This window comes from Streptomyces albus subsp. albus (assembly GCF_000725885.1).
GTDB lineage: Bacteria > Actinomycetota > Actinomycetes > Streptomycetales > Streptomycetaceae > Streptomyces > Streptomyces albus.
Genome location: NZ_JODR01000016.1, coordinates 231244 through 243907 on the forward strand (window position 1 = coordinate 231244; position 12664 = coordinate 243907).

The window sequence follows — 12664 nt, forward strand, 5'->3', positions numbered from 1 at the left end:
GGTGACAACGGGGGCGTATACCTGGGGTGGCGGGCCGGCCCGCCGGCGCATGCGCACGCCCGCCCGGTGCACGCCCGGACAACCCCGGAGAACCCGGAAAACTCGGAGGAACGACAGTGGCACGACTCTTCGGTACCGACGGTGTACGCGGCGTCGCCAACGAGGGCCTGACGGCCGAGCTGGCGCTGGGCCTGTCCGTCGCGGCGGCACACGTGCTCATCGAGGCACAGGCGGCAGCCAGTGCCGAGGCCGGGCGGGACGGTGTCCGGCCGGTCGCCGTCGTCGGGCGTGATCCGCGGGCCTCCGGGGAGTTCCTGGAGGCGGCCGTCGTGGCCGGGCTGGCCAGCGCCGGGGTGGACGTGCTGCGGGTCGGGGTGCTGCCCACGCCGGCCGTCGCCTATCTGACCGGCTCCCTCGGCGCCGACCTGGGCGTGATGCTGTCCGCCAGCCACAACCCGATGCCCGACAACGGCATCAAGTTCTTCGCGCGGGGCGGCCACAAACTGGCCGACGAGCTGGAGGACCGTATCGAAGCCCTCTACCGGGAGCACGCGGCCGGCCAGCCGTGGGACCGGCCGACCGGCGCGGGCGTGGGCCGGGTCAAGGACTACGACGAGGGCTTCGACAACTACGTCGCCCACCTGGTCGGGGTGCTGCCCAACCGGCTCGACGGGCTCAAGGTCGTCATCGACGGCGCGCACGGTGCCGCCGCCCGGGTCTCGCCCGAGGCGTTCGCCCGGGCCGGTGCCGACGTCATCACCATCGGCACCGACCCCGACGGGCTCAACATCAACGACGACTGCGGCTCCACCCACATCGACGGGCTCCGCGACGCCGTGGTGCGGCACGGCGCCGACTTCGGCGTCGCCCACGACGGCGACGCCGACCGCTGCCTGGCGGTGGACGCGGACGGTCACGAGGTGGACGGCGACCAGATCCTGGCCGTCCTCGCGCTCGCCATGAAGGAGGCCGGACAGCTGCGCCAGGACACCGTCGTGGCGACCGTCATGTCCAACCTCGGCTTCAAGCTCGCCATGGAGCGGGAGGGCATCGAGCTGGTGCAGACGGCCGTCGGCGACCGCTACGTGCTGGAGGAGATGAAGCGCGGCGGCTTCTCCCTCGGCGGCGAACAGTCCGGGCACGTCATCGTCCTCGACCACGCGACGACCGGCGACGGCACCCTGACCGGGCTGATGCTGGCCGCCCGCGTCGCGGCCACGGGCAAGCCCCTGGCCCGGCTCGCCGGGGTGATGGAGCGGCTGCCGCAGGTGCTGGTGAACGTGCCGGACGTGGACAAGACGCGCGTCCACTCGGCGTCGGAACTGGTGACCGCCGTCACCGACGCGGAGCGGGAGCTGGGGGAGACCGGGCGGGTGCTGCTGCGGCCGTCGGGCACCGAACCGCTGGTGCGGGTGATGGTGGAGGCCGCGGACATCGAGCACGCGCGCACCGTCGCCGGGCGCCTCGCGGACGTCGTCAAGAGCTCCCTGGGATGATCCGCTCCGCCCCTCACCCGCCGGGGTGAGGGGCCGCCGAGGACGGGCGCCTCACAGCTTCCGCAGGGAGAGGCGCCTGACCTTGTGGTCGGGGCCCTTGTGCAGCTGGAGCGTGGCACGGCCCCGGGTGGGCGCTATGTTCTCGCGCAGATTCGGCTCGTTGATGGTGCGCCACGTGGTGCGGGCGTAGTCGAGCGCCTCCTCCTCGGAGACGGCCGTGTACTTGTGGAAGTACGAGCGCGGGTTCCGGAACGCCGTCTGCCGCAGTTCACGGAAGCGGCGCAGGTACCACTGCTCGATGTCGGCCGTACGGGCGTCCACGTAGACGGAGAAGTCGAAGTAGTCGGCGACGGCCACCCGGGTGCGGCCGTCCTTGCCGGGCAGCGCCGGCTGGAGGACGTTGAGGCCCTCCACGATGAGGATGTCCGGATGGTGCACCGTCAGCCGCTCGCCGGGCACGATGTCGTAGATCAGATGCGAGTAGACGGGCGCCGTCACCTCCGGCTTGCCCGCCTTCACATCGGCGACGAACCGGGTGAGGGCCCGCCGGTCGTACGACTCGGGGAACCCCTTGCGGGCCATCAGGCCGCGCCGCTCCAGCTCCGCCTTCGGCAGCAGGAAGCCGTCGGTGGTGACCCGCTCGACACGCGGGTGCTCCGGCCAGCGGGCCAGCAGCGCCTGGAGGAGCCGGGAGACGGTGGACTTGCCGACGGCCACGCTGCCCGCCACACCGATCACGAACGGGGTGCCCCGCTGCGGGGTGGACCGGCCGGGACGGTCGGGGTCCTCCAGGAAGGTGTTGAGTGCCCGGCGCAGCCCGTGGGTGGCCCCCACGTACAGGTTCAGCAGCCGGGACAGCGGCAGATAGACCTCCCGCACCTCGTCCAGGTCGATGACGTCGCCGAGCCCGCGCAGGGCCTCGACCTCGTCGGCGGTCAGCGGGAGGGGGGTGCGCTCGCGCAGGGCACTCCATTCCGCGCGGCTGAGGTCGAGATAGGGCTTCGTGGACACGGTGCCATTCTGCGCGGTCGCCGCGGGCCGCTCACCCGCGGGGGCCCGGCCGGCACGCCCTCACCTGCGGAGCCGTCCACCGGACGCGTGCGGTGCGGGGCGCGGTGTGGGTGCCGGACATGACGTCGGGCGGGGTGCGGTCGCGACCGTGGTGGTGGGGAAAGGTGAACGGACGGTGTACGGACGGGGGGAATTACGGATAGGTTTCGCCCATGTCACGCCTCTTGCACCGGATACGCCGAACCCGGACCCGGAACCCGCACACCGCCGGCCGCGACCGCCTCCCGGACGCCGCCGGTCACGTCTACAGTGACCTGACCGACGGACTCCCGGACGAGGACCTGACCGAGGACCTGACCGACTCGCTGGAGCTGTACGTGATGGGCAGCAAGCCCCGCTGCGAGGAGTCGGAGTACCTGGAGCTGATGGAGGACGCCATAGAGCGGATGGCGCGCGCCCGCTGACCCGCACCACCGGTGCCCGCACGGCTTCCGGCCGTCCCCCGCGTACCCTCGGCCCGTCAGCGACGTGCTCGGAGTCCGGCGCAACGCCCGGCGGAAAGAGGTGGGGAAGTGGGGCAGCAGTGATCATCGGGGTGGGAATCGACGTCGCGGGCATCGACCGCTTCGCCGCGTCGCTGGAGCGCACCCCCGCCCTGGCCGACCGGCTCTTCCTTCCCGGAGAACTGTGGCTGCCCAGCGGTGAGCGGCGCGGAACCGCCTCCCTCGCGGCCCGGTTCGCCGCGAAGGAGGCACTGGCCAAGGCGCTCGGTGCGCCCGGCGGACTGCGCTGGACGGACGCCGAGGTGTGCACCGCCGGCACCGGTCAGCCCTATCTGCGGGTACGCGGCACCGTCGCCGAACGCGCCGCCGAACTGGGAGTACGCGGCTGGCACGTCTCCCTCTCGCACGACGCGGGGGTCGCCTCCGCCGTCGTCATCGCCGAGGGCGGAACCCCGGGCCACCCGCCGCCGGCCCTCACCTGAGCCTGGGGCCCGCTCGTGTTCCGGGCGGGGCCCGCTTTCCCGGGCCCGCATTCGGAGCCGGCCATGTGCTCGCGGCGGCCCCCGCGTTCCGTGCCGGTCCCGTGCTCCGTGCCGGTCCCGCGTTCCGTGCCGGTCCCGTGCTCCGTGCCGGTCCCGTGCTCCGTGCCGGCCCCGTGCTCCGAGCCGCGGCCTCCCGCCCGCGCCCCGGTGCGGCTTCCGCCCCGCCACGCGGCTGTCGGCGGCCGGGGCCACACTGGGGGCATGAGGACTGGTTACGGCGTGGAGACCGTGCGTGCCGCCGAGCGGGCGCTGATGGCGCGGCTGCCCGAGGGCGCGCTGATGCAGCGTGCCGCGGCCGGGCTGGCGGCGGCGTGCACACATCTGCTGGGACGTACCTACGGCACCCGGGTGGTGCTGCTCGTCGGCAGCGGCGACAACGGCGGTGACGCCCTGTACGCGGGCGCCCGGCTGGCCCGGCGCGGCGCCGGGGTGACCGCCGTGCTGCTGGCACCCGAACGCGCCCACCCCGGCGGGCTCGCGGCGCTGCGGGCCGCCGGCGGCCGGACGACCACGGCACCGGGCGCCGTCGTCGAAGGCGCGGCCGAACCGGTCACCGGCCTCATCGCCCGCGCCGACCTGGTGGTGGACGGCATCGTCGGCATCGGCGGCAAGGGCGGACTGCGGCCCGCCGCCGTCGAGCTGGCCGACGCCGTACACGAGGCCGGGGTGCCGGTGGTGGCCGTGGATCTGCCCAGCGGGGTGAACGCGGACACCGGCGAGGTGCCCGGGGCGGCCGTGCGTGCCACGGCGACGGTCACCTTCGGCGCCTACAAGCCGGGGCTGCTGATCGACCCGGCACGAGAGCTGGCCTCGGCGGTGCGGCTCGTCGACATCGGGCTCGGCCCCCATCTGCCCGACCGCCCCGACGTGGAGGCGCTCCAGCACGCGGACGTGGCCCGGCTGCTGCCCCGGCCGCAGGCGGAGAGCGACAAGTACCGGCGGGGCGTCGTCGGCGTCGTCGCCGGCTCCGCGCGCTACCCGGGGGCGGCCGTGCTCGCCGTCGCGGGTGCCCTGCGCAGCGGCGCCGGGGCCGTCCGCTACGTGGGGCCCGGCGGGGACGCGGTCATCGCCCGCTTCCCCGAGACGCTGGTGTCCGAGGGCCCGCCCGGACACGCGGGCCGGGTGCAGGCATGGGCGGTCGGCCCCGGCCTGGGGGACGAGCCGGCCGCGCGCCGCGCCGTCGCGGAAGTGCTGGCCGGTGACGTACCCGTCCTGGTGGACGCCGACGGACTGCGGCTGATGGACATCGACGCCGTCCGCGCCCGCCGCGCCCCCACCCTGCTGACCCCGCACGCCGGGGAGGCCGCCGCGCTGCTGGGTGTGGCCCGCGAGGAGGTGGAGGCGGGCCGGCTGGCCGCCGTACGGGAGCTGGCGGAGCGTACGGGGGCCACCGTGCTCCTCAAGGGCTCCACCACGCTGGTCGCCGCGCCCCCGGCCGACTCGGACGGCGCACCGCCGGTGCGGGTCAACGCGACGGGCACCGGCTGGCTGGCCACCGCCGGCAGCGGGGACGTCCTGACGGGGCTGGCGGGCGGTCTGCTGGCCGCCGGTCTGTCCGCCCGGGACGCCGCCTCGGCCGCCGCCCACGTCCACGGGCTCGCCGGCCGGTTCGCCGCCGACCCGCCGACCGCGATGGATGTGGCTGCGGCGCTGACGGCCGCCTGGCAGGACGTCATGACACCGGACCGGTAGAGCGACGCCGTCTCCCCACGGCCTGTGGTGCCGTCGGCCGCTGGGCGGGGCGGTCACGCCTCCGTCCGGCCGCCGGGGCCGTCTCATTCGCGGGGCGGCGCCTGCTCCGGAATGCGGTCCAGCTTGGGGCGCAGCGGTTTGCCCAGCCAGTGGTGTGCGTAGGGCGAGTCGTTGAAGGGCTCGACCGGGGTGTACCCGAGCCGCTCGTACAGGCGCCGGGCCTCCACCAGATCGCGGCGGGTGTCGAGCCGTACCGCCCGCGCCCCCATTGCGAGCGCGGCCTCCTCCGCCGCGCCGACGAGCCGGGCGCCCAGTCCGCGCCGGCGGGCGTGCGGGGCGACCCACACGCGGCGGAGCTCGGCGGTGGTGGCGTCCGCCAGCAGCACGGCGGCGCAGCCGGCGACGGTGTGCTCCCGCGCGTCACGGGCCAGCAGGAACCGTCCGCGGGGCGGCACGAGTTCGTCGTCCGGTTCCTCGGCCAGGACCGCGTCGACCTCCTGCTCCGTGGCCGGGCGGCCCCAGTAGCGGCCGGCTGTCTCCCGCAGATACGCCCGGACGGCGGCCACCGCGTCCGGGCTGGTGCGGGGCTCGGGTTGGATGGTCCATGTCACGCCGTCATTATGCGGAAGGCCCACAACCGGTTGTCCGGGCCCGGGAGTTGTCAGTGCCCGCTGCCACACTCCCGGTATGCGCGATCCGCGTCCCGCACGCACCACACCGGCCGTCTTCCCCGCCACCTGGGCCCAGGACACCCGCGCCCCCCTGCCCCTGGTGGGAGGCGCACGCGAACTGCTGACCCGCAGCCTGGACCAGCACCGGGAGACGCTGCAGCTCAAATGCGAGGGCCTGCCCGCCGAAGCGCTCTCCCGGCGTGCGGTGCCGCCCTCCGGGCTGAGCCTGCACGGGCTGCTGCGGCACCTGGCGGGGGTCGAACGCTGGTGGTTCCGCATCCAGCTCGCCGGTGAGGACGTCCCGCTGCTGTACTACTCCGACGACGACCCCGACCAGGATTTCGGCTCCCTCGACGAGGACCCGGCCCGGGCCCTGGCCGTCTGGCGTGCCGAGTGCGCGCGCTCCCGCGAGATCGCCGCCGCCATGGAGCTGGACGCGACGGGGACCCACGCCCGCTCGGGGCAGCCCGTCTCGCTGCGCCGGGTTCTGATCCATCTGATCGCGGAGTACGCCCGGCACTGCGGTCACGCCGACCTGCTGCGCGAGCGCATCGACGGCGCCACCGGGTACTGAGGGCCCCGCCCGTGGCCGCCGCACGGCCGGGCGGCGGCCCCCGGCGCGGGAGGGGACCTGCGACACTGAACCGGTGAACGACGTCCCACAGGCTTCCCAGCCCACCCGCCCGTCCGCCCCCTCCACGGGTGCGGGCACGGAGCGTCTGCCCGCTCCCGGCCTGGACCTCGGCACCGCCGCCCGCCCGCCCGGCACCCCGCAGGGGGCGCGTGCGGCCGGGCCCGGAGCGGTGGGCGAGGCGGTGCCCGCTGCGGCGGGTCCGGCCGGTACGGCGCGGGCCCGGGCCGAGATCGACCTGGACGCCGTGCGGGACAACGTACGGACACTGCGGGGGTACGCGCTCGGCGCCGAACTGATGGCCGTCGTCAAGTCCGACGGGTACGGACACGGGGCGGTGCCCTGCGCCCGCGCGGCCCGCCAGGCCGGCGCCACCTGGCTGGGTGCGGCCACCCCCGAGGAGGCGTTCGCGTTGCGGGACGCGGGTGACCGGGGCCGCATCCTGTGCTGGCTGTGGACACCGGGCGGCCCGTGGCGCGAGGCCGTGGAGCGGGACATCGACGTGTCCGCGAGCGGCGGCTGGGCGCTGGAGGAGATCGTCGCCGCCGCCCGCGCGACCGGGCGCACGGCCCGCGTCCATCTGAAGGCCGACACCGGGCTGGGCCGCAACGGCTGCCAGCCCGCCGACTGGCCCGCCCTGGTGGCGGCGGCCCGCGCCGCGGAGGCGGAGGGCACCGTGAAGGTCACCGGCATCTGGTCGCACTTCGCCTGCGCCGACGAACCGGGCCACCCCGCCAACGCCGCCCAGCTGGCCGCCTTCCGGGAGGCGCTCGCCGTGGCGGAGCGCGCCGGGCTCGACCCCGAGGTGCGGCACCACGCCAACTCCCCGGCGACGCTCACCCTGCCCGAGTCCCATTTCGACCTCGTCCGCACGGGGCTGTCCGTCTACGGTCTGTCCCCGGCGCCCGAGGTGGGCACCGCGGCGGGGCTGGGGCTGCGCCCGGCCATGACGCTCAGCGCCTCGCTGGCCCTGGTCAAGCGGGTGCCCGGCGGGCACGGCGTCAGCTACGGGCACACCTACACCACGCCGGGCGAGACCACCCTCGGGCTGGTCCCCCTCGGCTACGGCGACGGGCTGCCCCGGCACGCCTCCGGGGCCGGTCCGGTGCTGGTCGCCGGGAAGTGGCGGACCATCGCGGGGCGGGTGGCCATGGACCAGTTCGTGGTGGACCTCGGTGGGGACCTGCCGGTCACCGGTGACCGCGCCGTCCTCTTCGGCCCCGGCGACGACGGGGAGCCCACCGCGGAGGACTGGGCCCGCGCAGCCGGCACCATCTCGTACGAGATCGTCACCCGGATCAGCTCCCGGGTGCCGCGGGTATACGTCAACGAGAACACCGGCGGGGACGGGCCGGCCTGACGGCGGCGCCCGGTCCCGGTGCGCGGGCCGGGTCCCACCAGGGGCGCGGGGGCGGGCACCGGCCGCGCACGGCACGCACGGACAGGTGAGCGGGGGCGGCATGAGCGACGACGGCACGGCACAGTCCCTGCGGCGTGCCCAGGAGGCGGCCCGGGCCGCCGAGCACGTGGAGGCCGCCCGGCGGGCCTGGCGCACGGCGAGTGCCGCCGCGGCCGGCGCGGATCCCGGCGCGGGCGCCCCGGCGCAGGCCGCCGGCGGCTGGGCGCGGCGCGCCGGACTGGCGGGCGCCGCCATCGGCGTCGTCGCCGCCGGGGTCGCCCTCGAACGGCTCACCGTGCACCGCACCGTCCGCCGCAAGGCGCGGGTCGCCCTGGACTCCGCCGCGCCCTACGGTTCCCTGCGGGGTGAGGCGGGCCGGGCCGTGGCCGAGGACGGCACCGAGCTGTACTACGAGACCGACGAGCCCCCCGCCGCCGCCGACGCCGCGGACGGCCCGCAGCCGACCGTGGTCTTCAGCCACGGCTACTGCCTCAACCAGGACGTGTGGCACTTCCAGCGCGCCGCGCTGCGCGCCCGGGACGACGCGGTGCGGTGCGTGTACTGGGACCAGCGCAGCCACGGCCGCTCCGGCCGGGCGCCCGCGGGGCAGCCCGTCTCCATCGATCTGCTGGGCCGCGATCTCAAAGCCGTCCTCGACGCCGCCGCGCCCGAAGGCCCCGTGGTGCTGGTCGGGCACTCGATGGGCGGCATGACGGTGATGGCCCTGGCCGAGCAGTACCCCGAGTACGTCGCGCAGCGCGTCGCGGGCGTCGCCTTCCTCGGCACCAGCGCGGGCGGACTCGCCGAGGTGACCTACGGTCTGCCGGCCGCCGGGGCGCGGGCGGTGCGCCGCCTGGTGCCGGGCGTGCTGCGGGCCCTGGCCGCCCAGCCGGAGCTGGTCGAACGCGGGCGCCGGGCCACCGCCGACCTGTTCGCGGGGCTCGTCAAGCGGTACTCCTTCGGCAGCCCGCGCGAGGTGGACCCGGCGGTGGCACGGTTCGCGGAGCGGCTGATCGAGGCGGTGCCCGTCGACGTCGTCGCCGAGTTCTACCCCGCCTTCGCCGAGCACGAGAAGACCACGGCGCTGGCCGCCTTCTCCGCGACCCCCGCCCTCGTCCTGGCCGGGGACCGGGATCTGATGACCCCCGGCGAGCACAGCGAACGGATCGCCGCGGCGCTCCCGCACGCCGCGTTCGTCCTGCTGGAGGCCACCGGGCACCTGCTGATGCTGGAGCGGCCCGAGCAGGTCGACCGGCACCTGGCCCGATTGCTGGCGCGTACCATCCGAACGCATGGAAGCACCGCACCACCAGCAGCCCGCCCCGCCGCAGCCGAACCCCCGCGACGACCACGCCGCGGCTGACGGCGACCCCCGAGCGGCGGGGCCCGGCCGCCGCGAGCTGACCGTCACCGTGCCGAGCGCCGAGGAGATGCGCCGGCTCGGGGTACGCCTCGCGCAGGTGCTGCGCGCCGGGGACCTGGTCCTGCTCACGGGTGAACTCGGCGCGGGGAAGACGACGCTGACCCGCGGCCTGGGCGAGGGGCTCGGTGTGCGCGGCGCGGTCACCTCGCCGACCTTCGTCATCGCCCGGGTCCACCCCTCGCTGGGGGACGGGCCGCCGCTCGTCCACGTGGACGCCTACCGGCTCGGCGGCGGTCTGGAGGAGATGGAGGACCTGGACCTGGACGTCTCCCTGCCCCAGTCCGTCGTCGTCGTGGAGTGGGGAGAGGGCAGGGTCGAGGAGCTGACGGAGGACCGGCTGCACGTCGTCATCTCGCGGGCCACCGGCCAGGCGGGTCAGGAGGCCGACGACGTGCGCACCGTCACCCTCGTCGGGGTGGGGGAGCGCTGGGCCCGCGAAGACCTGGCGGCGCTCGCCGGCTGACGTGCCGCACGCGTGTCCGGTACCGACAGGGTGTCGGCAAGATGTTGCGCCCTTGGTGGGGTGCATGGTCCCATGGGAGGTCAGAGCACGGTTAGGTATGCCTTAGTTGTTGCCGATGCCGCCGTGCCGACGCCCCTGGAGGAGTCATGACCGCACAGCAGCCCGGACAGCGGCCGGAGCACACCCCTGCGCGGGACGAGGAGATGCCGGCGCAGGGTGCCGACACGCCTCCCATGAGCGAGCTGCTGGCCTCCTGCGCCGCAGCGGCAGCCGTCTCCCGGCCCCCCGCCGCCCCGGAGACCCCCGAGCGGCCCCGCGCACGCCGCCGCCGCGCATCCGGCACACCGGCCCGCCACTGACCCCGCACCCGGCGGGAGAGCCGGGGAGACACACGGAGAAACCGGCCGCACCGGAGTGGGCCCCCGCCTCCTGCGGCGGGCGCCCGCCGGGAGCCGGCTGCCGGCGGTACGGGGGCAGGCCGGGTCGGCTCGGCTCAGGCCGGGCCGGGTCGGCTCAGGCCGGGTCGGCTCGGGTCAGCTCAGGGGACGACGACGACCGGGGTGCCGATCGGGGCGTGGGACCACATCGCCTCGCCGTCGGCCCGCTTCTCCCGGACGCCCCCCGTCTTGCGGGAGGCGTCGGGCGTGGGGGTGGAGCCGTCGAGCGCGGCACTGAACCCGACGGTGACGCCCTCAACGCTGGCGAACCGTACGACGTTCTCGACGGGTACCCCGTCCGAGCCCTGGATGTGCGCGGACCGCGAGGTCACCTTGTAGGTGCCGGGCGGCGGGCTGACGGCGCTGGGCGTGACGGTGAAGGTCCGGGTGACCTTGCCGTCCTTGCCGACCAGCCAGACCCGCTGCCGCTTGAGCGCGTAGACGACGCGGAGGCCCTCGCCGGAGTCGGCGGGCAGGGCCTTCTCCTTCTTGTCCCGCTCGGCCTGCCGGCCCTTGTCGTCGGCGTGCCGGGAGGCGCCCGGTGACGGCTCGCCGGACCGGGCGGCGGACGGCCGCTCGACGCGGTCCTGCGCGGCGGACGCCTGGTAGGCGAAGAACCCGATCACGGCCAGGGCCGCTGCCGTCAGCCCGGCCACGACCACTCCCGCACTGCCGCCGCTGCTGCGTGCCACCGTTGCGCCGCCACCTTCCGTGCCTGCGTGCTGTCCGGGTCCGGGAACCGGGGCGCCCCGCCCGTGGTTGACGGTAGCAGCAGCCGCGCGGAGGGGTGCCGCTCACGCCGTGCGGGCGGCGGGCGCGGGTCCGTTCGTGCCCCCGCGGTGACCGACGGGGGAACTTGGAGTAACGGCCGCGCCTGTGTTCGCATGTGGCGATGACCCCCCACGGTTCATCGACAGATTCCACCACCCCCATACCGCAGGTCCCCGACCCCCACCGGGGACCAGGCCCCACGGCACGCGGCGGGGCCGGCCGCCCGGCCAATCCGTACGACGAACTGGCCGCGCTGGCACCGCCGGACGCAGCCCCCGAGGGCGCCGCCGGCCCGAACCCCTACGAGGCGCTGGCACCCGGCGCGGAGAGCGGCGGGAGCGCACGGGACGGTGCCGGACCCCGGGACGGTGACGGACTCCGGGACGGAGGCGGGGACGGGGACGGGGACGACGCGAGCGGGCTGCGCGCGCTGCGCGGCCTGGGCGTGCGCTCCGACGACGACGGGCCGGCGTACGTGGACCGGATGCCGTACCTGCGGGCCGTCCGGCGCCGGCGCCGCTCCCGGCTGAGGACATCGGTGAAGCTGGCCGTGGTCTGCTGCACGCTGCTGGCGTTCCTCGCGGTCGGCGACCGCTGGGCGGCGCTCTACGCCGAGAACAAGGCCGCCGAGAAGGTGCAGCAGTCGCTGCGGCTGCACGCCCGCCCCGAGGTGCACATCAACGGCTTCCCGTTCCTCACCCAGGTGGCGCGCGGCCGGCTCGACCACGTGGAGGCGGCCGTCCCCGACGTGCCCGCCGGCCGGGTGTCCGTCGCGCAGGTCCGCGGCGACGTCAGGGACGTGCGGATCGTCGGCGACCTGCCGTCGTCGGTCAGGGGCGCCGTGCTGGGCCGGATGAAGGGCCATGTGCTGCTCGACTTCGACGACCTCGACCGGGAGCTGGGCACCTCCCAGGTGACGTTCACCGCGGGCGGCCGGCACACGGTGCGGGCCGCCGGAGAGCTCCCCGTCGCCGGGAAGGAGGTCAAGGTGCGGGCCCGCGCCCACCTCCAGCGCACCGGCGATCACGGGGTGGGCACCACGGTGGACGACATGCGGCTGGTCGTCCCCGGGCTGTTCAGCTTCACACCCGGCACCGGCAAGGACGCGGGCCTGCGGCTGTCCCGTCCGCTGGCCCAGCGGCTGCGCCACGACGCCGCGGCGGCCCGCTCCCTGTTCGGGGTGCGGTCCGTCGCCGAGAGGTTCGGCCTCACCCCCGAGCGGGCCCGGAAGGTGCGGCACAGCGAGCGGGAGCTGCACCGGGTGACCGGGGCGCCGAAGTTCGTGGACAGGGTGATGCGGCTCAACATGCTCGACGTGGTGGTCGAGCACCCGTGGCTGCTGAAGCGGATCGGAGTCGACCCGGCGCTGGTGGAGGCCCTCAAGCGGATCGAGGAGCCGAAGCTGGCCGACAAACTGGCGCTGCACGTGTCGCTGCCGAAGATGCCCGGTGACGTGCGGCTGCGCCGGATCTCGGTGGCGAAGGAGGGCATCCGCGCGGAGCTGACCGGCGTCGACATCCCGTTCGGCAGCGCTGCCGCGAAGGGGGAGAAAGCCGCCGCCCGCCACGCCGCGCGCCGGACGGCGGCCGGGAACGGGTGAGGGCGCGCGGTGCGGGCGCCGTAGG

The 12664-nt window shown here is 75.7% G+C and carries 13 protein-coding genes; 10 read left to right on the forward strand and 3 right to left on the reverse strand.

Going from position 1 to position 12664, the window contains the following annotated elements:
• The first annotated feature begins 116 nt into the window (after positions 1-116).
• The gene (glmM, locus tag IO40_RS0119335) at positions 117-1496 is read left to right on the forward strand and encodes a phosphoglucosamine mutase (protein WP_016473393.1); all 1380 of its coding nucleotides are present in this window, start codon (positions 117-119) and stop codon (positions 1494-1496) included.
• Between the two features lie 51 nt (positions 1497-1547).
• Here glmM and coaA read toward each other — a convergent pair whose 3' ends face one another.
• Positions 1548-2507, reverse strand: coding sequence for a type I pantothenate kinase (gene coaA / locus IO40_RS0119340; protein ID WP_016473392.1), 960 nt, complete (start codon positions 2505-2507; stop codon positions 1548-1550).
• Positions 2508-2719: 212 nt separating this feature from the next.
• On the opposite strand from coaA, the gene IO40_RS0119345 reads away from it, so the two are divergent.
• The 3 genes from IO40_RS0119345 to IO40_RS0119355 all read left to right on the forward strand — a co-directional run bounded on the left by IO40_RS0119345 (position 2720) and on the right by IO40_RS0119355 (position 5244).
• On the forward strand, positions 2720-2971 hold the full coding sequence (locus tag IO40_RS0119345) for a hypothetical protein (RefSeq protein WP_016473391.1): 252 nt from the start codon (positions 2720-2722) through the stop codon (positions 2969-2971).
• 119 nt (positions 2972-3090) lie between these two features.
• Positions 3091-3492: a holo-ACP synthase gene (locus IO40_RS0119350; protein WP_016473390.1), complete on the forward strand. Its 402-nt coding sequence runs from the start codon at positions 3091-3093 to the stop codon at positions 3490-3492.
• Positions 3493-3753: 261 nt separating this feature from the next.
• A complete protein-coding gene (locus IO40_RS0119355; RefSeq protein ID WP_031175808.1) occupies positions 3754-5244 on the forward strand; it encodes a bifunctional ADP-dependent NAD(P)H-hydrate dehydratase/NAD(P)H-hydrate epimerase in 1491 nt (496 codons plus the stop codon).
• 83 nt (positions 5245-5327) lie between these two features.
• Here IO40_RS0119355 and IO40_RS0119360 read toward each other — a convergent pair whose 3' ends face one another.
• Positions 5328-5855, reverse strand: a complete 528-nt coding sequence (locus IO40_RS0119360; RefSeq protein WP_033230144.1) for a GNAT family N-acetyltransferase — start codon at positions 5853-5855, stop codon at positions 5328-5330.
• Between the two features lie 76 nt (positions 5856-5931).
• On the opposite strand from IO40_RS0119360, the gene IO40_RS0119365 reads away from it, so the two are divergent.
• From IO40_RS0119365 to IO40_RS0119385, 5 genes are all read left to right on the forward strand, one after another.
• A complete protein-coding gene (locus IO40_RS0119365; RefSeq protein ID WP_016473387.1) occupies positions 5932-6489 on the forward strand; it encodes a DinB family protein in 558 nt (185 codons plus the stop codon).
• A gap of 241 nt (positions 6490-6730) precedes the next feature.
• Complete coding sequence (alr, locus tag IO40_RS0119370) at positions 6731-7906, forward strand: alanine racemase (RefSeq protein ID WP_031030841.1); 1176 nt, start codon at positions 6731-6733, stop codon at positions 7904-7906.
• A gap of 100 nt (positions 7907-8006) precedes the next feature.
• A complete protein-coding gene (locus IO40_RS0119375) occupies positions 8007-9308 on the forward strand; it encodes an alpha/beta fold hydrolase (RefSeq protein WP_051698474.1) in 1302 nt (433 codons plus the stop codon).
• On the forward strand, positions 9238-9831 hold the full coding sequence (tsaE, locus tag IO40_RS0119380) for a tRNA (adenosine(37)-N6)-threonylcarbamoyltransferase complex ATPase subunit type 1 TsaE (protein ID WP_031030844.1): 594 nt from the start codon (positions 9238-9240) through the stop codon (positions 9829-9831). The genes IO40_RS0119375 and tsaE overlap by 71 nt, the downstream gene beginning before the upstream one ends.
• 146 nt (positions 9832-9977) lie before the next feature.
• Positions 9978-10190 carry a hypothetical protein gene (locus IO40_RS0119385; RefSeq protein WP_016473382.1) on the forward strand — a complete coding sequence of 71 codons (213 nt, stop codon included), beginning with the start codon at positions 9978-9980 and terminating at the stop codon, positions 10188-10190.
• Positions 10191-10369: 179 nt separating this feature from the next.
• Here the strand turns inward: IO40_RS0119385 and IO40_RS0119390 are convergent, their stop codons facing one another.
• Positions 10370-10960: a L,D-transpeptidase gene (locus tag IO40_RS0119390; protein ID WP_030407386.1), complete on the reverse strand. Its 591-nt coding sequence runs from the start codon at positions 10958-10960 to the stop codon at positions 10370-10372.
• 200 nt (positions 10961-11160) lie between these two features.
• On the opposite strand from IO40_RS0119390, the gene IO40_RS0119395 reads away from it, so the two are divergent.
• Positions 11161-12639: an LmeA family phospholipid-binding protein gene (locus tag IO40_RS0119395; protein WP_016473380.1), complete on the forward strand. Its 1479-nt coding sequence runs from the start codon at positions 11161-11163 to the stop codon at positions 12637-12639.
• The last annotated feature ends 25 nt before the right edge of the window (positions 12640-12664 follow it).